Annotated in this window: 30 protein-coding genes; 20 read left to right on the top strand and 10 right to left on the bottom strand. The window is 48.4% G+C overall.

What is annotated here, in order from left to right; all coding sequences use genetic code 11:
- Positions 1-180: 180 nt before the first annotated feature.
- Entirely contained in the window at positions 181-1059 is an 879-nt protein-coding gene (locus BLD48_RS10080) for an NAD-dependent epimerase/dehydratase family protein (protein WP_071500108.1), read from the bottom strand.
- Positions 1060-1080: 21 nt separating this feature from the next.
- A complete protein-coding gene (locus tag BLD48_RS10075) occupies positions 1081-1374 on the bottom strand; it encodes a hypothetical protein (RefSeq protein ID WP_071500107.1) in 294 nt (97 codons plus the stop codon).
- Between the two features lie 150 nt (positions 1375-1524).
- Here BLD48_RS10075 and BLD48_RS16505 point away from each other — a divergent pair, with 150 nt between their 5' ends.
- The gene (locus BLD48_RS16505; protein WP_236629992.1) at positions 1525-1755 is read left to right on the top strand and encodes a hypothetical protein; all 231 of its coding nucleotides are present in this window, start codon (positions 1525-1527) and stop codon (positions 1753-1755) included.
- Positions 1746-2171 (top strand): hypothetical protein, encoded by a 426-nt coding sequence (locus tag BLD48_RS10070; RefSeq protein ID WP_236629991.1) that lies wholly within the window; start codon positions 1746-1748, stop codon positions 2169-2171. Before BLD48_RS16505 ends, BLD48_RS10070 begins: the two co-directional genes overlap by 10 nt.
- A 43-nt stretch (positions 2172-2214) precedes the next feature.
- Here the strand turns inward: BLD48_RS10070 and BLD48_RS10065 are convergent, their stop codons facing one another.
- Together BLD48_RS10065 and BLD48_RS10060 are read right to left on the bottom strand one after the other, a co-directional pair.
- Entirely contained in the window at positions 2215-2703 is a 489-nt protein-coding gene (locus BLD48_RS10065; protein ID WP_071500106.1) for a hypothetical protein, read from the bottom strand.
- Complete coding sequence (locus tag BLD48_RS10060) at positions 2700-3926, bottom strand: MFS transporter (protein WP_071500105.1); 1227 nt, start codon at positions 3924-3926, stop codon at positions 2700-2702. The genes BLD48_RS10065 and BLD48_RS10060 overlap by 4 nt, the downstream gene beginning before the upstream one ends.
- 114 nt (positions 3927-4040) lie before the next feature.
- Here BLD48_RS10060 and BLD48_RS10055 point away from each other — a divergent pair, with 114 nt between their 5' ends.
- Positions 4041-4553, top strand: a complete 513-nt coding sequence (locus tag BLD48_RS10055) for a GNAT family N-acetyltransferase (protein ID WP_071500104.1) — start codon at positions 4041-4043, stop codon at positions 4551-4553.
- 33 nt (positions 4554-4586) lie between these two features.
- Here the strand turns inward: BLD48_RS10055 and BLD48_RS10050 are convergent, their stop codons facing one another.
- Positions 4587-5018 carry a hypothetical protein gene (locus BLD48_RS10050; protein ID WP_071500103.1) on the bottom strand — a complete coding sequence of 144 codons (432 nt, stop codon included), beginning with the start codon at positions 5016-5018 and terminating at the stop codon, positions 4587-4589.
- A gap of 16 nt (positions 5019-5034) precedes the next feature.
- Entirely contained in the window at positions 5035-5505 is a 471-nt protein-coding gene (locus BLD48_RS10045) for a GNAT family N-acetyltransferase (RefSeq protein WP_071500102.1), read from the bottom strand.
- A gap of 168 nt (positions 5506-5673) precedes the next feature.
- Here BLD48_RS10045 and BLD48_RS10040 point away from each other — a divergent pair, with 168 nt between their 5' ends.
- The 6 genes from BLD48_RS10040 to BLD48_RS10015 all read left to right on the top strand — a co-directional run bounded on the left by BLD48_RS10040 (position 5674) and on the right by BLD48_RS10015 (position 9406).
- Positions 5674-6111 (top strand): NUDIX domain-containing protein, encoded by a 438-nt coding sequence (locus BLD48_RS10040; protein ID WP_071500101.1) that lies wholly within the window; start codon positions 5674-5676, stop codon positions 6109-6111.
- Positions 6112-6125: 14 nt separating this feature from the next.
- Positions 6126-6590: a GNAT family N-acetyltransferase gene (locus BLD48_RS10035; RefSeq protein ID WP_071500100.1), complete on the top strand. Its 465-nt coding sequence runs from the start codon at positions 6126-6128 to the stop codon at positions 6588-6590.
- Positions 6591-6838: 248 nt separating this feature from the next.
- Positions 6839-7213, top strand: coding sequence for a YciI family protein (locus BLD48_RS10030; protein WP_071500099.1), 375 nt, complete (start codon positions 6839-6841; stop codon positions 7211-7213).
- Between the two features lie 109 nt (positions 7214-7322).
- Positions 7323-8027: an ABC transporter ATP-binding protein gene (locus BLD48_RS10025; RefSeq protein WP_071500098.1), complete on the top strand. Its 705-nt coding sequence runs from the start codon at positions 7323-7325 to the stop codon at positions 8025-8027.
- The gene (locus BLD48_RS10020) at positions 8024-8797 is read left to right on the top strand and encodes an ABC transporter permease (protein WP_071500097.1); all 774 of its coding nucleotides are present in this window, start codon (positions 8024-8026) and stop codon (positions 8795-8797) included. Before BLD48_RS10025 ends, BLD48_RS10020 begins: the two co-directional genes overlap by 4 nt.
- Before the next feature lie 288 nt (positions 8798-9085).
- The gene (locus BLD48_RS10015; protein ID WP_026828365.1) at positions 9086-9406 is read left to right on the top strand and encodes a hypothetical protein; all 321 of its coding nucleotides are present in this window, start codon (positions 9086-9088) and stop codon (positions 9404-9406) included.
- 10 nt (positions 9407-9416) lie between these two features.
- On the opposite strand, the gene BLD48_RS10010 is transcribed toward BLD48_RS10015, so the two are convergent.
- On the bottom strand, positions 9417-9764 hold the full coding sequence (locus BLD48_RS10010; protein WP_071500096.1) for a hypothetical protein: 348 nt from the start codon (positions 9762-9764) through the stop codon (positions 9417-9419).
- Positions 9765-9883: 119 nt separating this feature from the next.
- Here BLD48_RS10010 and BLD48_RS10005 point away from each other — a divergent pair, with 119 nt between their 5' ends.
- The 3 genes from BLD48_RS10005 to BLD48_RS09995 all read left to right on the top strand — a co-directional run bounded on the left by BLD48_RS10005 (position 9884) and on the right by BLD48_RS09995 (position 11719).
- Positions 9884-10186, top strand: coding sequence for a putative quinol monooxygenase (locus BLD48_RS10005; protein WP_083412297.1), 303 nt, complete (start codon positions 9884-9886; stop codon positions 10184-10186).
- Between the two features lie 43 nt (positions 10187-10229).
- Positions 10230-10649 carry a hypothetical protein gene (locus BLD48_RS10000; RefSeq protein ID WP_071500094.1) on the top strand — a complete coding sequence of 140 codons (420 nt, stop codon included), beginning with the start codon at positions 10230-10232 and terminating at the stop codon, positions 10647-10649.
- Between the two features lie 107 nt (positions 10650-10756).
- Entirely contained in the window at positions 10757-11719 is a 963-nt protein-coding gene (locus tag BLD48_RS09995) for a DMT family transporter (protein ID WP_083412296.1), read from the top strand.
- A gap of 39 nt (positions 11720-11758) precedes the next feature.
- Here the strand turns inward: BLD48_RS09995 and BLD48_RS09990 are convergent, their stop codons facing one another.
- Positions 11759-15469, bottom strand: coding sequence for an ABC transporter permease (locus tag BLD48_RS09990; protein ID WP_071500093.1), 3711 nt, complete (start codon positions 15467-15469; stop codon positions 11759-11761).
- Positions 15470-15816: 347 nt separating this feature from the next.
- On the opposite strand from BLD48_RS09990, the gene BLD48_RS16605 reads away from it, so the two are divergent.
- From BLD48_RS16605 to BLD48_RS09975, 4 genes are all read left to right on the top strand, one after another.
- Positions 15817-15945 (top strand): hypothetical protein, encoded by a 129-nt coding sequence (locus BLD48_RS16605; RefSeq protein ID WP_255366255.1) that lies wholly within the window; start codon positions 15817-15819, stop codon positions 15943-15945.
- 36 nt (positions 15946-15981) lie between these two features.
- Positions 15982-16458, top strand: a complete 477-nt coding sequence (locus BLD48_RS09985) for a hypothetical protein (protein WP_071500092.1) — start codon at positions 15982-15984, stop codon at positions 16456-16458.
- A gap of 14 nt (positions 16459-16472) precedes the next feature.
- The gene (locus BLD48_RS09980; RefSeq protein WP_071500091.1) at positions 16473-17015 is read left to right on the top strand and encodes a nucleotidyltransferase family protein; all 543 of its coding nucleotides are present in this window, start codon (positions 16473-16475) and stop codon (positions 17013-17015) included.
- A 147-nt stretch (positions 17016-17162) separates the two neighbouring features.
- Positions 17163-17423 (top strand): hypothetical protein, encoded by a 261-nt coding sequence (locus BLD48_RS09975; RefSeq protein ID WP_236629990.1) that lies wholly within the window; start codon positions 17163-17165, stop codon positions 17421-17423.
- A gap of 67 nt (positions 17424-17490) precedes the next feature.
- On the opposite strand, the gene BLD48_RS09970 is transcribed toward BLD48_RS09975, so the two are convergent.
- A complete protein-coding gene (locus BLD48_RS09970; protein ID WP_071500090.1) occupies positions 17491-17892 on the bottom strand; it encodes a VOC family protein in 402 nt (133 codons plus the stop codon).
- 320 nt (positions 17893-18212) lie between these two features.
- On the opposite strand from BLD48_RS09970, the gene BLD48_RS09965 reads away from it, so the two are divergent.
- Entirely contained in the window at positions 18213-18722 is a 510-nt protein-coding gene (locus BLD48_RS09965; protein WP_161487712.1) for a hypothetical protein, read from the top strand.
- Between the two features lie 71 nt (positions 18723-18793).
- Here BLD48_RS09965 and BLD48_RS09960 read toward each other — a convergent pair whose 3' ends face one another.
- Positions 18794-20539 (bottom strand): methyl-accepting chemotaxis protein, encoded by a 1746-nt coding sequence (locus BLD48_RS09960; protein ID WP_071500088.1) that lies wholly within the window; start codon positions 20537-20539, stop codon positions 18794-18796.
- 226 nt (positions 20540-20765) lie between these two features.
- On the opposite strand from BLD48_RS09960, the gene BLD48_RS09955 reads away from it, so the two are divergent.
- Genes BLD48_RS09955 through BLD48_RS09945 form a run of 3 tightly spaced genes read left to right on the top strand, consistent with a single transcriptional unit; the run spans position 20766 to position 22772 of the window.
- Positions 20766-21215 carry a MarR family winged helix-turn-helix transcriptional regulator gene (locus BLD48_RS09955; RefSeq protein WP_071500087.1) on the top strand — a complete coding sequence of 150 codons (450 nt, stop codon included), beginning with the start codon at positions 20766-20768 and terminating at the stop codon, positions 21213-21215.
- Positions 21212-22006 carry an SDR family NAD(P)-dependent oxidoreductase gene (locus tag BLD48_RS09950; protein ID WP_071500086.1) on the top strand — a complete coding sequence of 265 codons (795 nt, stop codon included), beginning with the start codon at positions 21212-21214 and terminating at the stop codon, positions 22004-22006. The genes BLD48_RS09955 and BLD48_RS09950 overlap by 4 nt, the downstream gene beginning before the upstream one ends.
- A 22-nt stretch (positions 22007-22028) precedes the next feature.
- Positions 22029-22772 (top strand): SDR family NAD(P)-dependent oxidoreductase, encoded by a 744-nt coding sequence (locus BLD48_RS09945; RefSeq protein WP_071500085.1) that lies wholly within the window; start codon positions 22029-22031, stop codon positions 22770-22772.
- The last annotated feature ends 116 nt before the right edge of the window (positions 22773-22888 follow it).

The following is a 22888-nucleotide window of genomic DNA, read 5'->3' as shown; positions in this document are numbered from 1 at the left end:
TTTGAAGGATTATTTCGATATTGTAATTCAAAGAAATCTGAAAAATCGTTTTTATAGATATAAAAATGCGATATTAAAAATAAAAAAGACACTGATTACGAGGATCAGGTCTTTTTAATAGGTACTGCAGCAATTAAAAAATGAAAGGAGTCACTTAAATTAAACAGACGTGAGCTTGTTTCATACAGGAGATTGAAACAGGTAGACCAACCTGACCATTGTCTCTTCAAACGAGCGAACCGATCGGTAACCCAGCGTCCTGATTTTATCAGTTGCATACGTTGGGCGTTCCGCTGCGCGGTTCGGAACCTGATACGGTTTGCCGGAGGCTTCAATCATCCGCATCCGGAAGTCGGTTTCCGGAATGTTGGCATCGACGGCGTGGTAGACGTCCCCCGGCTGTCCGCGTGTGAGGACGAGGACAACCATCTCGGCAATATTCTCGGCATGGACCCAGTTGACAAGATCGTCCGGATGGACCCAAGTCACGGTATCCGCTTCCTGCATCCGTCTGACTTGCCGGTCCCCCCAGTGGGAATCGTGTTCGGCGCAAATGGCCCCGGGCCGTAATATCCGGACATCAAGTCCGCGCGTGGCGTACTCGTTTAGAATCTGTTCCGACCGGATTTTTGTTTGGATATAGGGTGCCGGATGATCGACTGCAAGCGGAGACGATTCCTTCATGTGACCATCTGCCGGTTCACCGTAGACGGATGTCGTTGAGATGTGGAGGACACGTGCTCCGGCATCTAACGCGGCCGTTGCTAAATGAATGACACCTTCAACATTCGACTGGTGGGCGAGATTTTCATCATCACCGAGATAGGCGGCGCAATGGACGACCCAGTCCATCTGATCCATCGCTTTTTCAAGTGACGTTTGATCGGTTAAATCACCAAGGACCGGCGTTATTCCGATTGACTCGAATTCAGTGAACCGCTCCGCATTTCGAATCAATCCCCGGACTTCGAGCGCTTCCGGTAATAATCGTTTTGCGACGCGCAGTCCAAGCGTCCCGGTAACCCCTGTGACGAGTATTCGTTTTCCTGACAGTTCCATCTGATTTACCTTCTTTCAGTTTTACTTGACCCGTTCAATCGTTGCGACGAGCGGTTTTTTGTCGTTTCGGTATTCAAAGCGGATGACGTCGCCTTTTTGTAAGGCGGATAATGGATTGACCTTACCGTCGACCGTCGTTTGGTTGTCAATCGTGACTTCTGTCAAGGCATATTGTTCTTCCGGATTTTGCTCGTCAGGACCGAGCGAAAACTGATTACCATGGATTTCTTCGATGACGTACTCTTCATTCGAGCAACCGGACATCATCAAAAAGGTCAAAAGACTCATCAGCAATAGAAAACTATTCCGACGCATATGTATACCATCCTTTCCTCAAGACGTGTATGAAGAATCGGTTATCCCCATTGTAGAGGCATTAAGCACAAGTAGAAAGAAAAATATGGATGATTTTAGTCAATTTGATTATTGAAGTGGTAGTATTAGGGAAAAAGAGGTGGCGTCAGAATGAATACGTTCTGGAAGAAGATACTGATTCTTTTCGGTGTCATGGTCGTGATGTCAGGTTTGGTTGTTTTCCGGTATGTCCAGTCGATGGAACCGGACGAACCGGAAGTCGACCGTGTGGTACGTGAGACAAAATCATACATCGCAAAGCACTTTAAACAGGCCGAAGTGAGTGGCGTCTTCTATGATGCTACAGGCAAATACTCCGAGTTTGATTATGCGTGCAATTAAATGAGCCAAAAACCGCTACCGAATTTTTCGTCTATGTCGATCAGCAGACGAATCAGGTCATGGATACCTACTTGTCTGAACAGTGGTCACAGGAATTGACGGAAAAGATCCGTCCGCTTGTCGAAAACATCTTCGGTCCAGGGACGGCGTACAAGGCCGTGTATTATCAAGATGACATCCAGCAGCTGAAGCTAAAGCCGACAGCAGCAACCGATTATCAGAAAGCAAAAATCCCGCCGTTCATCACGGTTACACTGCAACGGGACCGGGTGCCGATTGAAGAACAGAATCTGAAGCGACTGGCAGCGACCTTGAAGAAAAAGAAGCTGCTTCGCCACGGGAACCTGGCCACGGAATATATCAATGAAAAAGGTTTTCTGAGGGAAGATGAAGTCGGATTTAATACTTACTTTTAATAAAAGAGCGGACGACCTGGAGTGTCAGGTGGTCCGCTCTTGTTCAGATTCCAGTCACCAGACTTTGAAGATAATTAAGTCCTGAGAACAGAATCCAGACGGCAATCAGAATTTCAAGACTCATCAATGCTTGCGTCAGGCGGTACGAAGTTCGTTTGTTTTGCAAATAACAATCTGTCACGAAGAATAATAAAGCGGCAGCTGTGACGATGAGGAGAACAGAAGCATGGAGGATCAGGAAAAAAACGGATCCGAATAACAGATGCAACGCACCCGACACAAAAAAAACGGCTCGTTGATTTTTGGTCATACGCCGGCTGATGATCTCACTGAGTAGTGACGTGATGACACCGTACATCAGAATGACCGGAAAACTGAACATCAGGTAGAACGGAATGCTGATTAAAACGTATGATATGTACTGCCAAATCGAGGTGACGGGAGGACTTGTCGGATCCGGAACGAACAGACCGAATAAAATAGCGAAGATAGAGCCGGAGATCGAAGCGGCGATCACTTTCCGGTAAATCATACAATGTGCCTCCCTTCTTGCTCATGTACGTGTTTCGCTTCCCGTACCGGAAACAACAGGCCAATTCCAATGATTAAGGCACACCCGATGAAGATGGCCGGTAATCCGAGGGTCGCGACGAATGACATCGTTCCGAGAATGATTAAGTCGAACGCGGAATCGACGAGATTAAGCAGCGAGAGGGTCGTCGCCCGGCTGCCGGACGGGATGTGTTCGTTGATAATACCGGAATAGAGCGGTTGACGGATCGACCGAAGCATCCGCAGGACAAAAAAGAGCACTAAAGCAATCCATAAGCTGTCAAACAGAAAACTCGCCAGTGACACGGCAAGCAGTGTCACAATCCCGGACAGTTGCATCAATGTCGTCCGTTTAAACCGGAGCAACAGCCATGCGAGATGTCGGGTAATCAGCATGCTGAGTAGAGCGGCGCTTGCGTACAAAACACCGAGCCAGGCAACAGGAAGTCCGGCTCCCGTCACATACGGTTGCTCAAACTTTCCGAAAATGACGACAGATGGAATCAACACAATCGTGAAGTTGAGAAAAACTTTAATCAGATCCGGTGATCGGCGGATGATCTGCCAACCGTTTTTAACATGGGTATACGGGTTGTCCCGGAACTGATCAAACGATTTAGGATTGATCAGACTGAAAATCAACAAGAATTCGATGATTTTGAAGAGAATTCCGATGAGGATCAGAAATTGGAACTGACTTTCCGCTAAATCGCGGACGAGATAGGCGCCGATCAGGCTGGTAAAAATCGTGACGGAGAACATGACGGACGAGATTTTCGCCATGACCTGACTCATCGTCTTTTCCTGTCCGCTTTCCTTTAAGGATTCGTAAATCAAGGCATCGTCTGAACCGGAAAAGAAGGACGTTGATAATCCCCACAGCAGTCCCTGAATGGAAAACCACCAAAGGTCATCCGCAATCAGCAACAGACTGGTTGAGAAAATACTGATCAGGCTGCCGGTTAAAAACGATACTTTTGGTCCGAAGCGGTCGGCAAAGGTACCGGTTGGGATTTCTGATACTAATGTCGCGGCACAATACATGAAGAGGATGATCAAAATGTCAGATGCCGACAAGCCGCGCTGGAAATAAAACAAGGTGATGACCGGATCGAGGAGATTGATCGTGCCGAATAAAGTGATGAAATAAAACACACGGACATTATGGGTAGCTAAATTATGATGATTTCGTTTGATGAACATGCTGTTTCCTAACTTGACCTGTAGTGATGAATCGGTGATAAACTGTATCTTATATGATTGTAATGATAATATATGGAATTTGAAAGGAATAATTAGGGGGTTAGGAGGGGTGATATGAAAATTCAGTTGAACGCTTGTACGGCACTGGACGCAGAAGAGTTATATGCGTTTGAACTCGAGAACCGCCCGTATTTTGAACAGTCGATTCCGTCACGCGGAGATGACTATTACCTGCCTGAGATTTTTAAGCAACGGCATGCGTCGCTTTTGCTGGAACAGCAGGATGGGACTTCGTTCTTTTACCTGATCAAAGATGAAGGCGGAAAAATTCTCGGTCGCATCAATCTCGTCGATCGGGATATAACTACGAAACGGGCCGAACTCGGCTACCGGATCGGACAGAATCATACGGGTAAGGGGATTGCCAAAGAGGCCGTCCGGTTGTTGATTGGACAATGTCGGAAACTTGATATTAAGGAAATTCAAGCGAAAACGACGGACGGAAACATCGCTTCGCAAAAAATCATGACAAGTAACGGATTCCGACAGGAGAACACAGCAGTAGAAGTCGAACTGAACGGTCAACGGACGATGCTCATTCCGTTCAAACGGACGATACTCGACTGACGTCAAAAATGACTCCGGCAGTTCAACCGAGAGTCATTTTTTAGGATTATTATACGATTTTTTGAGAATCCTATGCGAAATCCAAAAATACAGAATCGCTGATGCACCGAAAAGCATCAGGAAAGGCAACAAAACAGGCAGATCACTGAATCGAACGGCACCGTCATGAAGCAGTAATAGAATGACCAAGGCTATCAGACTGCCGGATACACCATACAGTAAAGGGACCGTCTTTCGGCGCGTAGGAAAGATTGAAACGAATCGTTTCTTCAGCCAGTCGACTATGATTCCTGAAATTAAGATGATGGGAAACAAATAGATCGTATAGATAAGGAAAAAATCGAAAGCTGAGGAAAAGACATCTGCATCTGAATCTTCGAGAAAGTCATAAACACATAAAACCAACGTCAACAGACCGGAAGTGGCAATGGTCGTCAGAACGGCCGCGAAAAATTTGATCAACATAGACGAGACTCCTTTTTCATCCCATGATTTTTTGATAATAGATCAGCGTTGCGTTGTCGTTCAGCGGTTTCCGGACACCGGTTTCGACGTAACCCATCTTTTCGTATAACTGACACGTTCTCGTTTCTTCAAAGAGACTCGACAGTTCCCATGTCTCAGCCTGCGGATAACGGGCTTCTGCAAGCAGCATCGCTTGTTTGGCAAATCCGTTGCCTTGCGCATCCGGTGCTAGAAACAGCGGACTGATCCGGAAATGGACGTCTCCTTTCCAACGAATGCAGATCGCGCCGACGAGCTGGCCGTCCGCGACGATCTTTAAGAAACAGCTCGCTGGATGATGAATTCGCGTATAGATCCGGTCAATCGTTTCATTGGCCGGATTGGTATCATAATCTTGATACTTCTCAAGCAATGGACTGAAGGCTGCAACTTGCAACTTCCATAAAGCGTCGGCATCGTTATCGGTTGCCGGTTCCAAGTGAATCATCGTATCCATCCTTCCTGTTTGTCCAGGATGGAATTATTTTACCATGATTCCTTTTGTATGGAATTAATTTTCCTTTTTTGAATAATGGACTCTCCCTGCCTGAAAAAGACTATGGTATAGTAGATAAGTTAAAAAATACCATCTATTGGTTTAAGGGGGGGAATGAGCATGACACGCCAAAAAAACATCGTCTATAACGTCTTATTAAACGAGACACGGGATCAGGTCCTGATGGTCAAAAACATCGGACCGTCGTATTCGTACTACACGCTGCCTGGGGGAACGGTCGAAGCGGGGGAGACGTTACCGGAAGCAGCTGTCCGGGAAGCGAAGGAAGAGACCGGTTATGACGTTGCAGTCGGGGAACTGTTGCACGTCAGCGAAGCCTTTTTCCCGCAAGTCGATGAACATTGTCTGTTCTTCTTTTTCCAGTCCGAGATTCGCGGTGGCGAACTCGGCACGATGTTCCCGGATGAGATTGAAGAAATTTCGTGGGTCACAATTTCCGATGCTGTTCAGTTCATGAATCTGTCGAAAGAATACGAACAGATCCTTACGACGCAACAGACGATCCCGTATGTCTTCAACGGACAAATCACACACTGAGCGGAGGGATAGGCATGCAAATTGTCGAAACAACGGATCTCGATACACTCGCCCGGCTGAACCGCTACGTCCATGAGCCGCATGTCGTGCAACAGCCGGACTTCTTTAAACCGTATGACTTTACGACGGTCCGGGCGTTTTTTGCGAAAATCGTCGGAACCGGCACCCATCAGTTTTTGCTGGCGGAACTGGACGGGGAAGCGATCGGCTACGTCTGGATCGAATATCTCCGACGTCCGGAAAGTGCCTTTCAGTTTGCCCATTCGAAAGCCCGCGTCCATCATCTCTGTATCGTCGATGACAAACAGCAACAGGGATTCGGCCGTCAGTTGTTGCTGGAAGTCGAGCGCCGGGCACTCGAACAAGACATACATAAAATTGATCTCGACTACTGGATGAGCAACGACGGGGTCGATGTCTTCTACGAACGGCTTGGCTTTGAAAAGATGCGCCAAGTCGTCGCAAAATCGTTACATTAAGAAAGAGGGAAGTACGAATGGATTATACAGACTTGAATTTCATCTTTGGTTTGCTGCGCATAGCAGTCCTCGTCATGGCAATCCCGTCAATGGTGTACGCTTTGTACCTGTTGCGGAAGATCGCCAATAAATAAGCGGCACCTTGTTTCCTCGACGGAGACAAGGTGTTTTGTATTACATCGATTAAAAACAGGGTACTTAAATAATGAACGACGTCTCAGGAAAGCCTTGGAACTAGGAGGGATCAGATGTTATTTCTATTCATCGGTTATTACGATGCAGAAAAGATGAATCAGTCCTCGCAACAAGAGCTCGATGCCGTCATGGAACGGTGTAATCCACCGCTCGAAACCTTTTTTACGAAGCTCAACGTTTTGTATGAATGGCATCCGGGAGCCAAGACGAAACGGGCCCGGCTCCTCGACGGTCAGATTCAGCATCAGGACGGACCGGATCCGGACAAAACGGAACAGATCGGCAGTCTGATTGTATTTGAAGCGGATGATTTGGAACAGGCGGTCGACTTGGCGTTACTTCATCCGACGACCCAGTTACCGGAAGCACAGAAGTACGGCTGGCGGATGGAAGTGCGGCCGCTGATCGACCCAAAAGAAGCAAAATAGACGGTTTTTTGGACATACAGCGCATCGATGCGTTGTATGTTTTTGTGATTTTCGGGTATACCTGTTTCATAGCGGATTAATTGAAACCAGAAAGTCAGGTGAAGCAGACGTGTCGATCATTACCTTTGAGGACGTGCAGTACAAACACATACTCCGTGGCATCTCGGGTGCGTTTACTGAAGGAAAAATCACGACGCTCGTCGGACCAAGCGGTGCCGGCAAATCGACGTGCTTAAAACAAATCAACGGATTGATTTCCCCGGACAGCGGTCGGATTCGTTACCGCGGCGAGGACTTGGAACAGATGAACCTCGTCGAACTGCGGAAACAGATCGGGATGGCGTTTCAAAGTGCGCCGATGTTACCGGGGTCCGTCATGGATAATCTCAGTTTGCCGAAAACGATTTTTCACGAGACATTGGCACCGGACGAAGCGAAGCGGCTGCTGGAGCAAGTCGACCTCCATGTCGACTTGAAGCAGCCGGTCAAAGAATTGTCGGGCGGTGAACGGAGTCGGCTTGCGATTGCCCGGACGCTTGTCAATCGACCGGATATTTTGTTGCTTGATGAAATCACGGCCAGTCTTGATTTTCGGATGGTCAAGGAAATCGAACAGCTGATTCAGCGCCTGCAACGCGAGCTTCAGGTGACCGTCATTTGGATCACACATGATCTCGATCAGGCACGCCGGTTCAGTGAAGAGGTCTGGTTCTTAAAAGACGGTCAATTGCTTGAGCACGGGGACGTCTCGTTGCTTAAGCCGGATGGAACACGCCCTGACATCGAAGCGTTCTTGAAGGGGGAATCGTTATGAGTTACGTTCAACTGGCGACGTCGCTGATTTTCATCGCGATTCCGCTGATTCTTACCTTTACGCTGAAACTTGGTCTTGAAAAAGATATCTTGATCGCGACTGTTCGTTCGATCATTCAGTTGCTGATCATCGGGTATATCCTGACATTCGTTTTTGAGAGCGACAGTCCGATTTATATCCTGCTGATGATTCTGTTGATGGTTGGGGCGGCGACGCTCAACGTCATCCGTAAAGGTGACGGGATTCCGGGAATCCAGTGGATTGTTCTCGCGACGTTGGTCTCGGTCGAAGTCCTGACGATGGGGCTGATGCTCGGACTGAACATCATTCCGTTTGAAGCCCAGCAGGTCATTCCGATCAGCGGGATGGTCATCGGAAACTGTATGATCCTGTCACTGTTGTTCTTGAACAAGTTCAAGGATGAAGTCGAACGCAGCGACGAAGTGATCGAATTGATTTTATCACTCGGCGGCGATACGAAAACGGCGATCGATACGAGTCTCAAAAGCGCAATCCGGACGAGTATGATTCCGACGATTGAGGCACAAAAGACGATGGGTCTTGTGCAACTGCCAGGGATGATGAGCGGTCTGATCATCGGCGGGGCCGATCCGATGGAAGCCGTTCTGTACCAACTGCTGATCTTATTCCTGTTGCTGACGACGGCAGCGACGTCGGCTGTCCTCGTCGGTTACATGTCGTACCGGAAATTATTTAATCAGAAATCACAGTTCATCGGTCTGACGTACCGGAAGGACAAGGAGAACTGATCTGAATCCTGAAACAGCCCCTGAGACGTTCAGCGGCCTGTTTTTTTGGATTTGAAAATACCGGTTACCGAATTTTTCTGATTTGCGACACGGCACAAGCAGGAGAATTTAGTTGAAGAATTAAAACAGTAACGAACAAGCCGTGCACCCGATTCCCGAAAAGGGAGTGGATTCACGGATTTTTTTGAAGGATTCCTGTCCATCTCGGTCTTTATTCAAAAAGCAGGAAATCTTTAATGAACAGCGAATTCTGTCTAAAGAGAACAAAACGGAAACGGGGCGTTCGAAATGCGAAAGACGGTACTGGCACTACTCTTATTAGGAATGATCGGCGGCATCGGTTGGTTTTTTCTTGAGCAGGAACAGGATGAGACGTTTGAACAAATCGTACGCGCCCGGGTGACGAAACACGTCGCCGAGCAATATGGCAAGGAAACGATCATTGCGGTCCGGTCCGCTTATGACAAGACGGCTTCTTCAAAAGAGGCGAGGCATCAGGTCGCCGTTCAATTGAAAACCGATCCGCGTGGCGAGTATCAGGTCTTTCGACTGGCAAAACAACAGGTCGTCTTCATTGGGCGGACCCGCTCGTTACCGGAACGGGAATAAGCTGAACGCGTCAGTCTTCCTGCGTCCGTAAATGCAAGTAGGAAACAAGCGTCGGGACAGCGAACGCCAAAGCGACAGCCGTCGCGAGCAGGAGCGGTACGGAATCAAGCAATATGTACGAGACGAAGGCTGCTACAATCAGGCCGGTTCGAAGGACATTCAATCGAAATGGTGCAGTAGGAACATCCTGATCAGGTACGATGTACGACATCCGGTACTGAAAGTAGAAGTGGATCAACAGTCCAAGTTGGATGATCAGCAGGAAAGTCGAATCGGATTGTTCAAAAAAGATGGCGTAAATTGTCATCAGCATGACGAGCAGGTACAAGCCGGTCGTTAACAACAGACGGTTCTTCAAGAAAACATCCTCCTTTTTCTTATGTAAGCTATTACTTCATATACGTCCGTTTTACCCAAGTGTTCCCAGAATTCTTTACTTAAATAAGCAATCATCATGTCATGAAAGGGGAAATGAAGATGTTTTACGGATTATGGACAAAGTTCACGACGCAAGCAGATGAGGGACAACGGTTGGTGGACTTACTGTTAGAAGCTGCAACTTCATTACAAGATGTCTCGGATTGTAAGCAGTATATCGTCAGTGTGACAGAGCAACCCGATACAGTGATGGTGCGGGAAATTTGGACGGATCAAGCGGCCCATGCTGCGTCTTTGCAGTTACCGGCGACCCAGCGATTGATTGAACAGGCGCGGCCGATTCTGCTGCAGGTCGAACGGGTACTTGAAGATCAGCCGCGCGGGGGGAAAGGATTGGCATGATTTTTACGAAAAGAGAAGAAATCTAAAGGGAGAGCTCGAGGGCATGAACAAACAAGAACGGATTCAAACGATTAAAACCATTCACAAGCGGACGAAGCCTGTCCGGATTGCATGTGCCGGATTTTTTGGAATCGCATTATTTATAATCCTTTTTTTTGATCAATCTTTGTGGTCTGTTGTTTTGCTCATTTCTGCTTTGATTGCGGTTGGTATCTCATTAAGAAATGAATGTCTTGAAGTCCAAAGATTATCAAAATCGAAACAAGCCAAACGATTGATTCAACTTCGATATACGACTAATCTTGGAATGATGTTAATTTTGTCGTTCATTTTAATTGTTCTTAATTCCCGTATTCATTACATGATTGGTTTCATGATTTTTGCGATTGTGATCGAAACATACTTAGATCGTCGAATCAGTCAAGCCGATCCAGATCATCCGATGAGTAAAGAATATCGGTGATATACTCTCTATATTACGAAAAAAGCATCCGCGACATCCGGATGCTTTTTCTTATGTTCAACTGACGGTATAAGCAGGCAAATCGCTTTCCTGTCCGCCTCTGGCATATGATAGGAACGACTCGCACAAAAGGAGGGCTTCTTATTCTTGCCATTATCATCGGATTAATCATCGGGATACTCGTTCCCGTTCAAACGAGTGTCAATACACGCTTACGCGGTATTGTCGGCTCGCCATTCCTTGCATCTCTGCTGTCGTTCAGCCTCGGGACGGTTTTTTTGATCGTACTGACGCTGTTCGTTGAACAGAATTTCCGTCTGAATCCTGGTGTCTGGTCGGAACCCGGATGGATTTGGATCGGCGGCGTGCTCGGTGTCATTTTCTTGACTGGGAACATTCTGTTGTTTCCGCGAATCGGCGGTGTCCAGACCGTCATCATGCCGATTTTCGGTCAGGTCTTAATGGGCCTGTTGATTGACAACTTCGGTTGGTTTTCGACCGCCGTCACACCACTGTCGTCGACGCGACTACTTGGCGCCGGATTTGTGCTGCTCGGTGTCGTTGGTACCGTTGCGCTCGGTGACTGGCTAACGAAACGCCGGCATCCGGAACAAGCAAAGCCAGTCGATCCGACGATCTACGGTTGGCGCATCATGGGTGTCTTCATGGGAATGATGAGTGCCGCCCAAGCTGCGATTAACGGCCATCTTGGAGTCGTTCTTGAATCTGCTGTCAAAGCGGCGTTAATCTCCTTTATCGTCGGAACAGTGACCTTGTTGCTTGTAAACTTGATTGTCCGGACGAAGTGGCAGTTTGACCGGTCACTCCCGACACCGTGGTGGATTTGGATCGGCGGGTTGATCGGGGCTTTGTTCATCGCAGGCAATGCCGTCATCGTCCCGCTTGTCGGAGCGGGTGCCGCTGTCGTTATCGTGACGATTGGTCTGTTGACCGGCAGTCTGTTGATTGACCGCTTCGGATTGTTTGGCGCAACAAAAACGCCGGTCACCGGTGTTCAACTGGTCAGCCTCGGGCTGATGATTGTCGGCATCGTATTGATCCGCCTCTAACTAAAAATGCTCCCTTCCAATGACGGAAGAGAGCATTTTTTAGTCCAGTTCAATTTTGACGGTTGTTGGTTTCGGGAACGCTTCACTTGACGCATACATGACGAAAACAGACTGATCGTCGGGCACTACATAGACGAAATCGATCTGCGAACGAAACGGAGGATAATACTGGAATCCATTTTTCCATGCTTTTTCGTTTCGATTGACGTAATCGATTTGTTCATACTCGGTTCCGTCCGGTGCTTGCAGCGTGAACGTATTCGGACGGTAATTCACGGAACTTCCGTCGTAATCGTCAAACGTATCCTGAAAAATCAACGGTAATGTGACGAGTCGATAACCGCTCCGCGGTTGTAACTTCAACTCTTTCGGCGGATTCGGCAACATGGCGTCCACATGAAACACTGCTTTCTTCTGAAGCGGATCACCGGGATAGGTCTTGACGACACCTTTATTCATCATCTGTTTGACCGCTTGTTCTTCTTGATTCGTCAACGCCTTTGCTACCGGAGGCAATTCGATTTTGACGGTGACCGTTCTCGGGAACGCTTCGTCCGACGCATACAGGACCAATACTTTTTCATCTTCCGGTACTTGATAGACGAGATCCACATGTGATTTTTCAGGTGAAACATACTGATAACTAAACTTCCAGGCCTTTTCATTACGATTGACATAATCAACCGGCAAGTACTCTTTCCCGTCAGGAGCGGTCATCGCATAGGTGCTCGGTCGATAATTGGATACAGTACCTTTTGAGCGGGGATCCTGATTTTGTTGCATCATCGCCGGAACTGTCACAAAACGGTAGCCGGGTTTTTCTTTTAAATCCAGTTCTTTTGATGTCTCGATCAGCGGATCGACATAAAAGAACTGATTGCTGATCCGTTCTCCACCCGGAGTCGTCTGCACCATGCCTTTTTTCATCAGTTTCTTGATTTTTTTATCGGTTTCCGTTTGCGAAACGGCCGCTGTTTTCTTCGATTCATTTTGTTTTAAATCAGCGATTTTCGCACCTGTCGTTTGAACGGCAGGCGGTTTCGCCTTCGTCTGTTTTGGTGCTTGCTCGATATCTTCGTTTGAGGCAAACAGGAACAGGCTGGAGACGCCGGCGACTAGGACGACGCCAATGGATCCAAGCGCCAGTTTAAAGCGGCGTTCCGTCGCCTGGGTATTGACGGCGACACTGCCGATCGCCGCATTCGGCGTAATGCGGACGGCTCGTTGTGCCGGCAACAGGGCACCGAGGACACCGGTCACGACCGGGATAAACAGCATCACGCCGAGGAATAACAACTCGTTGACCGGGAACTGGTTGTAGACGTATCCGATCATGGCGAGCGCAATCAAGAGACCGATGACACCGGCGAATAGCCCGGTCAACATGCCTTCCGTCAGGACAAGCAGCCGGATCCAGCCGTCGCGCCAACCGGTTGCCTTCAAGACAGCAAGTTGCGGTTTCCGCTCATTGACGTTTTGCCACATGATTTCCGTTGTCGTCAGGATGGCGATTAAGAGGGCGACCGCCATCGCGACGTAATGCATCGTTCCGACTTCAAGCGCGACGTATTCCCCAAGCCAGGTCGCATACAAGACGCCTTTCAGTCGGAACGTCACAAAAAGGAAGAAGATAAACAGACTGGTCGGCAGGGCAATCGCGACGATCGACAGCAACGTCCGTTGCCAGTACGTCACGAGCTGATTGAGACTCATCCCGAGCAGGGACTGCGACCGGACGAACCGGCGGCCTTTCGAAACTTCACCGGACCGCATGCTTTCAAAAGGCTGGATGCGGCGGATCAAAGCCATCGGGACAAGCGTGCCGCCCCAGTAAATCAAGAGACCGGCGAGTCCGATCAACAGGATGCGGCCGAGGGCGATCGGATGATCCGTCGTCAGCCAGAACGAACCGAGAATCGTCCAGGAAATCAGAGCGACGAACGTTCCGAGCAACGTTGCCTCGAGGAACAGCAACTTTGACAATTGACGCGGACGCCAGCCGAGCGACAGTAAAATCGCAAACTCTTTTTTGCGAGCATACAGCAAGATGATGTTTGAACTAAAGACATACACGAGCGCGACCGCAATCACACTCGCGATGACACCGCTCATGCCGACTTTCGCTTCCTGGAAGATGGCCATCGAGGAACCAAGCTTGATCCACGGCTGTTGGACCCAACCTAAAGCGGATTCATTTTTTAAGCCGGGCAGATAGGTCAGGGCGAGTTGCGGCGAGGACCCGAGTGTCACATCGGTAATCAGTCCCGTCTTGTCTTCAATCTCTTGAGCGACAGCCTGCAATTTTTTTTCGCTCGACGCATTCATCGCTTCGACCCCTTTGACGTTGACCCGGATCGCCGAAATGGCTTTATCACCGCGGAGCTTGAACGCCGCATCGAGTGTCGTCAGCATCGATGGGGGTTTCGTCAGAAAGTCGTACGGGTCATTTGTCGGCTTGACGTCACGGACCGGATTAACGGGTCGTTCATTCTTGTCCATGACCCACTGGGCTTTCGCCGGGAAGTACGTTTCCATTGGAAGCTCGGTCAACGGATCCTTTGAAATCTTCAGTTTCTGTGGATCGAACACACCGATGAACTTTAACTTCATCTTCGGTACGGAGTTTAAATTGACGGACGTATCACCAAACGTTCGTGCTTTTCGATACATTGTTCGTTTTGCCAATTGAACGTCTTCCGGAACTTCCTGTGGTGTGACCTGATAGGCAAACGGCCACCGGGTAGCGAATGGACTTGCCAGCGCCTGGTATTCGATGGAGGAGGGCTTCAAGTACATCCAATCGAAGCTTCCGGCTGATTTAGACGGGACCGTCCCTTTTAAAATGTCGTTGACCAGTTCTTTAGAGGTTTCGTTTGTCGTAATCGTATAAACTTTCGCAGGTTGGACCGGAAGCGTCTTCAGATATGACTTCCCGCCTTTTTTCATAATATCTTGGACGGTCTCGGTCATCGAATCATTAACTAAGGGAACATCGACTTTTTCGTAACGATACTTGCGGTACGCATCGACATATTCGTGACTGTTTAAAATCAACGGGATATTCCACACATCGTTTCCGTTATCTGTCGCGATATCGTCTTTTGTGAAATAACGGCTGTTCGTTGCTTTTTTTGTCGCTTGATCGAGACCGACGAGCCGGGCTTCTGCTTCCGGGTCGATTCCGGCGAGCATCGTTGCACTGCCGAACTCCATCAGTGGTTGTTTTCCCAACTCTTGCGGGGAAAGATCACGGTTTAAGCCGTCACTTTCGGAAGGGGACCAACCGGCTCCTAAAAAGTAAGAGTTCGTCTGTTGTTCTTGCTGTAAACCGGTATCCTGAACATCTTGAATCGTGACTTTATAGATACCCGGCTCTTTGAAATCGTACGTACCAAGTTGGGCATCTGCATAATAATTTCCGATCATCGCGATCGGAGCTGCGACTTCAACAGCAGTGATTTGTTTGATGGTTTCATATTGTTTTCGCGTGATGCCGCCGTCGAGCCCGCTCATATAGTTCGGCTCAAGCAGCTTCAAGTCTTCCGTTACACTGCGGCTGTCCGGCGGTCGGACGACGATGTCGTAAGACGAGCCCCAGCGCTTTTGCAGTTCATCAACGACGGTGCCGTTGCTCGCCTGAGTCGTCCCAATCAGATAACTGAGTCCGGTACTGACGATCAGGACGCCGACGAGGAGCAGGATGAACCGCTCCTTGTTACGCCACCAGGAATTCCAGATGAATTTAAGCATCAGCCGTTCCTCCAATCATCCTTTGACTAGAAAAAAACGAAACAACAGGTTCAATAAATGATGGTTCATTCATTCGGATGACGATTGGATTTTTACGTACATCGCTCATCACAGTTCCTCCCTCAAAATTTGTATGTCATATTTTTCATTTGAAAATGATTATTTTACCATTATATACAATTAAAGAACCTTTTTGGTTCAGAATGGATATAATTATCTAAAAATTCCATCAATTTATTTTTACGAATCGTCCGGAATGACTGCTTAATCTGATTAAAGGACATCCGGTAAATGGAAGCGAATAGGATATAAGTAGCGGATTTCTAAAAGGAGGAATGGCGATAATCATGATTGGTATATTTGCCGTGATTGCTGTAGGAATGACGATTTTAGCGGCACGACGCGGTTACCGGGAACGGTCTTTGGACGATCGTGCGTATACGTCAAACGATCACGAACTGGATATCCATCATTGAAATGACCCGCCGTCCTGGTAAGGGGAGGAAATATCCATGAAAAATAAACAGGAGCGGACCCGGTTCATTCAGGAGGAAAAACGGCATCTGATAAAACAACGCATATTGAGTGCGCTATTGTACGGAACAAGTATTGTCCTGATTGTCGCCAATCGCGGGGCTTACTGGCCGTTCGCCGTTCTCATCGTTGCGCTGGTCCTGATTGCCCGTCTGCACTCAAAAGAAGTCAACCGGGATATGGCGCTGACACCGAACCCGGCAATGAAGCGGATCATCCAGATCCAGTACGTAATTGATTACTGTTTCATCGTATTGGTCGGTCTTTTTCTGCCGGTCGTATTAAATCTGAGTCTGCCGTTCTTCACCAGTATCGGCGTTTATCTGTTGCTCGCTATTGTGCTCTTACTGACGGATACGATCCTTGAACGCCGCGGAAAAGTACTCGATCCCGAGCATCCGACGAAAAAAGAGTTGCGGACCTATCCGAAGACGTGGAAGAAGCTGAAGACTTAAATGGGGGCATAGCAATGCAGGAAACAAACGAAATTCACCATGCATTACGCGAAAATGAAACACTGCGCGAACAGTTAATCCTCGTCGACCGGCTCGGACTGCCGGATGCCTGGATTTGCGCTGGTTACATCCGGTCGTTGATTTGGGGACTGGTCTTGACCGACGAGCAGGACATCGATGTCGTCTATTACGACGCGACCGATAGATCGGAAGAAACGGAAAAACAGTATGAGGAACAGTTGAAGTCATGGAAGTTGTTGCCGTGGTCCGTTAAAAATCAGGCGCGGATGCACCTGAAAAACGAGTTGCCGCCGTATCAATCGACCTGTGACGCGATCGCGCATTTTCCGGAGACGGTGACGGCGATTGCGGCGAAGTTAAAAGACGGACAGTTGCAGTTGTATCTGGCGTATGGCACATCCGATTTACAGACCCGGACGATTCGCCCGACCCCGCTGTTCTCAAAAGGGTTACCGCGTCATACGATTTTTCAAAAACGGGTCACCGATAAAGGATGGGACAAGCGGTCTGATTTACGGATCGTCGATCGGTTCTAAAAAGTCAGGACCAACTGTCAAAGGAGGATTCAGGTGAATTTTCGGAAGATGTTTATAGCCGGTTTCGGTGCCATACTGATTTTTTATCTGTTCCGCGAACCACCGGCGCCTGACTATAAATAGAGATTTAATGCATCCATCGAGACCGTGATCAAACTGGAAAACGAGGAATTCGTTCGGCAGAATCACGATCCGATTGTCCGAAAAGAAACAGGGATTGAAGTCAGTGATGACGGGGACTGGATTGAATTGTCCTATGATGCACCTGTGCAGGGAGGTAAGAAGCCCCTGCAAGAAAGTGTTTATCAACAGCAGGGTGACCGATACGTCCGGAAAGATCTGAAAACGGTATCGGATGATCTCGACAAGTCGGAAACGACGTATCTCGAGAACTTGGGAATCAAATGATAGGATATTCTGTTGTAACGGAAAAACGCTTATGCCTTAAACATACCAGGCATAAGCGTTTGTTTGATTATCCTTCAATCGTCCATGTATCCCGCAGCTCGATGATGGTTCCTTCCGGCGCTATCAGTTTACTGAGATGACCGTCGACGACAAAATAGATGTTGCCGCCGTGTTTCGGTAAAAACGGCATGCCGAGTTGTTCAAGCCGGGCGACTTCTGCCTGCAAATCGTCGACGTACAAAGCGAAATGGACGGGACCTGCCGCATGTTTCGTATAAGGCGTCAAGGTCTCGTCGACTTTGTTCGTCTGGAGTTCGATGTAAAAATCACCGAGCTTCAACCAACTGTTAAAAGCACGGGTGTGGAAATCAGGGGATTCTTGGACCAGTTCGAATCCCAGTTGCTCATAAAACGTTTTCGACGCGTTGTAGTCGGTCGTCTGGATACAGAGGTGATGGATTTGTTTCATCGTCAATCATCCTTTCAGGTGGAGCGGTTCGTATGTAGCCGCTAGCAATATCAGATCAAATTTCATCATAAACAAGCGTCCGTCTCCTGTCGAGGAAACGGACGCTTTACATTCCAGTCAACAGAATAACGTCAATCGGAGTAGAAATAACGATATCCTCATTGTAAAATAATAGAAATGGCATACTGGTGTTATGAACGGCATCAGACGCGGTTCGAACAAGTGAAGCGAATAAACCAGGGGGAATGTCCAGAATGAAAAAAGGTCTACTCACGACTGTAGCTGTAGTCTTAAGTTTTTTAACTTTCTACTATATAAACATGACAAAGCCTCCTGAAATGGTGCACCGTCAACTGAATGAGATTGCGGATTTTTCGAATCCACAACTTCTTGCAGGTGCCGCGGATAATGTATTCATAGGTGAAGTCATAACGGAAGTGAGCAGCAGACGTCCTGACGGATTTCCTGAAACACAGTATGCGGTTCAAGTGAAGAAAAACTTGAAGGGAACGTTAAACGGTGACATTACGGTCAATCAATTGGGCGGCTTCGAAAAAGATGCAGCCGGTCATCGTGTTCTGGTTCTATACAACGAAGATGCTCTGTTGAAAAAAGGTCAACCGTACATGTTCGCGACGCGGTACTTAAAGTCGGAAAAGTGGCATACTGCCTTTTCGACACACGGAACCGTCGAACTTAAAAGTGCGAACGAAACCAATCTCTCCGTGCAACAGATGACGCAGGCATTACAATCCCCAATCGTGCCGGAAGCGCTCAAAAATAAAACGAACGGCACGATGCAATATCCATCTGAATCCGTGAAAAAGTAGGTTCGTTCTAAAGTTACGATTCCATTGAAAACAAGCGTCCGTTTCCTTCATGGGAGACGGACGCTTGTTGATTACGTCAGATCGAATTTCTCCGTCTGATTCGTTAAGTAGGTCGATGTTTCATTTAACGTTTCAACGAGGACGTGCAGTCCGGTGATCGTCGCAATCATCTGCTCGGACGCCGCCGCAACTTCTTCGTTGCCTGCCGTATGTTCTTCGGCGACAGCGGCGATTTCCGTCAAGGCATTGCGAATCCGGGCTTCGGTTCGGGCGACGTCAAGCATTTGTTGCCGCATTCCGGCAGCAGACGCCGCGACTGTCCCGACTTGTTCCGCGATTTGGGTGAACGAGCCGTCCGTCGCTTGAATTTCCTGTTGACCGGAGACCGTCTCCTGTAACGCCTCGGCGAACCGGACTTCCATTTGCGTCGAATTCCCGGTGATGTGCTGAACAATTGAGGCGATCTGATCAACGCTACTTGCGACATGGGTCGACAGTTTCTTCACTTCGGTCGCGACGACGGCAAATCCTTTGCCTTGTTCACCGGCACGGGCTGCTTCGATGGCGGCATTGAGAGCCAGTAAGTTCGTTTGTGCCGCGATGTCCCGGATGATCGTCACGAGCGCTTGGATGTCGGTGGACTGTTGTTTCAGTTGGCGGACCTGCTCCGTTGCTTCGACGACGTGCGTATGAATCGTATTCATCCGGGTGACGGATTGTTTCATCTGCGATTGTCCGTCGTGGGTCACGAGCCGCATCGTCTCAACCGTCTGTTCGATTTCTTGACTGTCGTCGGCCGTCTTTTGAACGAGCGAGGAGAAGCCGGTCATTTCGTCCGTCAAGGCGAGAGTCGTATGCGTCTGGCTTTCCGTACCGGTCGCGATTTCCGACATCGTCTCGGCAATCTGCGTTGAACCATCGAGGACTTCCGTTGTCCCAGCATCAATCGCCTGACTCGTGTCCGTGACGAGAGCCGTCGTCCGTTTGATGTCGACGATCATCAGGCGGAGTGTTTCGTTCATCTGTTGAATCGAGCGGGCGAGCGTATAGATTTCATCTTTTGCCGGAATCTTCAGTTGTTGCATCGTCTGATCGGCTTGCGAAAGTTTTCCGTCGGCAATCATCCGGGCGACGGATTGCAGGGTCTCAAGTGGCTTTAGTTTCCGGCCGAGTATGTAGTAGAGGAGACCGAGTGTCAAGGCAAGTAAACCAAGCAATAGTCCGATAAATAACGGCAAAGTTTGTTTAAGCATAGCCGTCGTCAAGTTCTCGACGTTCTTCGCTGCAATGTCGACACCCAAAATCCCGATGATGTCGCCGGTCGAACTTTTTAATGGAACATAGACGCTGATATATTTACCGTACTTTGGATCATCGATGACATCTGTCGCGTGCGTTTTACCTTGTAAGACGTCTTTCATATCGGACGCGACAGCACCAGTCGCCGGATCATTGATCTTCGCGGCATCTGCGACCGGGAGACCATCGACCAACAGCTTGACTTGATTCTGTTCGACCGTCGCCGTATAGGCATACAGCAATCCGTTTTGCTTTCGCAGCTGATCGAGCGATTCACGTAATTGATCGTAGTTCGTATCATTCGTCGGATTCGTTAAGAATGTTTGATAGGCGGCGCTATCGACAGTTTTTGCGATCCGTAAGGCGTCCTGTTCCGCCGTTTTCTTGAGCGTCGACAGGGCGGTTTGTTTCGTGTTGAGATAAAGGGACACACTGCTGAAAACAAAGAAAAGAATGAGAATCAAGCTGATGATGAGTAATAACCGTGTTCTGATGGAATGCGTCCGTGTCGTGTCCATATAAACCTCCTGATGATATTCTGCGTGTTGCTTATCTATGTTATCGGTTAGATTTTGAATAAATTATAGAGAGCGTACCTAAAAAAGGGATCAGAATAAATATCAACTCAAAAAAAATCCATGAAATGTTTACAGTTAAATAGTTTAGTGTTAAATTATTCAACGTAATAAGGAATGGACAGAAAATTATTCATGAGTCAAATGACCAGGAAAGGATGTATAAACAATGGAACAGGATCAACTCTTTAAAATGATTCATACAGTGGAAGCCGTGACAAATGAAGCAATCATCGATTGGAATGCTCGTTTTCCCTACAATGTCGGAATTTCGCCGATTCTGACGTTAGGTGAGCTGAAACGGAAAGGTCCTCAAAACCAAATGAAATTAGCAGAAACACTCGGTTTTACAGGAGGAGCGATGACGAACATCGCCAAAAAACTGATCCACCTCGAACTGGTCGATCGGGTCTATAACGAACAGGACCGCCGTCAAGTTTTGCTCCAAATCACGGAGCAGGGAGAGCAGGTCTTACGTGAAGCCCAGGCAATCGGAAAACAACAGTATCTCGAACTGTATGACGTATTGGATGAAGAAGAGATTCGGCTTTATTTAGCCATTAACGAAAAACTGTTGGCCCATATCCGGGCGAAACGGGAGAATGGAGTGAAACGATGAATCGAGTAGCGGGGAAAGTGGCGTTAGTGACAGGTGGTGCGTCAGGGATCGGCTTATCGGCCGCGACTTTGCTCGCCGAAGCAGGAGCCGCCGTCGTCGTGGCAGATTATAACGTCGATGGTGCGGAAGAAGCGGCAGCTAAGTTACGGAAACAAGGACACCAAGCTTGTGCCGTCTTCCTGGACGCGTCTGAAGCCGCATCGATTCAACATGCCATCGATGTTACCGTCGAGACGTATGGTGGCCTCAACGTATTATTCAATAACGTCGGCCTGACGAACCTTCAGAAGGACTTAGATGTCGTCGCGATGGACTTGGCGGAATGGGACCGTTTGATGACTGTCAATGTCAAAAGTGTCTTGCTTGGTGCAAGGTATGCCATACCGCATATGAAACAAGCAGGTGGCGGATCAATCATCAATACAGCATCGATGTCGGCCTTTGCAGGTGACAGCATCCGTTCGCCCTATGGGACGTCAAAAGCTGCCGTCGTCCAGTTGACGAAGTATATCGCGACGCAGTATGGGAAAGATTTGATTCGCTGTAATGCGATTGCTCCCGGTCTGATTTTGACACCGGCGGCAAAAGCCAACATGATTCCAAGTCTGCTTGCGACCTTCGAAAAATACAATGCCCTTCCGTATCACGGCGAAGCCGATGACATCGGACATGCCGTCGTTTATCTCGCGTCGGACGAATCAAAATTCATGACCGGACAAACCCTTCAGATTGAAGGCGGGCATTATATCGGCAATCCGACCAGTCCCGATTTTTTAGCAATGCAGCAGTAATTCAGAAATGGAGTGAAAGAGGATGAATCGATTAGCAGAAAAAATCATATTAGTGACCGGTGCCGGGAGTGGCATGGGAGAAGCAACGGCATTGATGGCGGCGCGTGAAGGCGCCATCGTCGTCGCGACCGACATCAATGAAGAGGCCGTCCGTGCTGTCGTCAAACAGATCCTGCTTGAAGGCGGTCAAGCGTATGCCTTACACCACGACGTTTCTTCCCGCGAAAGTTGGCAAGACGTCACGGACATGATCAAGCGGGAGTTTAATCGACTGGATGTTCTGGTCAACAATGCCGGCGTTGCACTAAGTACGCCGTTTTTAGAGCAGGATGAAACCGATTGGTCCCGGATTTTTAACATCAACGTCAACAGTGTTCTGCTCGGGATGCAACAGGCGATTCACTTGATGCAGGAAACGGGTGGATCGATTGTCAACATCGCTTCGATTTCTGCCATCAGCGGAATGGCGGGAGCCGGCGGCTATACGGCATCAAAAGGCGCAATCGATGCGGTGACACGGGCGGCGGCTGTCGATTACGGCAAGCACAACATTCGGGTCAATGCCGTCTATCCGGGTTACATTGAGACGAAGATGAGTGCCCCGTCGATGACCGCCTATAAAGACTATTTTGAACAGGTGATTCCGCTTGGTCATGTTGGTCAGGCGGAAGAAGTCGCGCACGCTGTTCTTTTCCTCGCAACAGATGAAGCAAGCCATATCTCCGGCGTCGGTCTTCCGGTAGACGGTGGCGTCACAGCCAGATAATTGGAACGACATGAAGGCACTGTCCATCCGGCAGTGTCTTTCTATATGGAAAAACAGTTCAATTGGTTAAATAAATCCGTTTTAAAAGAATTTTTTTACAAAAAAAGCGGTACAAT

The organism is Exiguobacterium sp. KRL4 (genome assembly GCF_001870785.1).
Lineage (GTDB): Bacteria > Bacillota > Bacilli > Exiguobacteriales > Exiguobacteriaceae > Exiguobacterium_A.
This window is presented reverse-complemented; position numbering and strand designations above follow the sequence as displayed.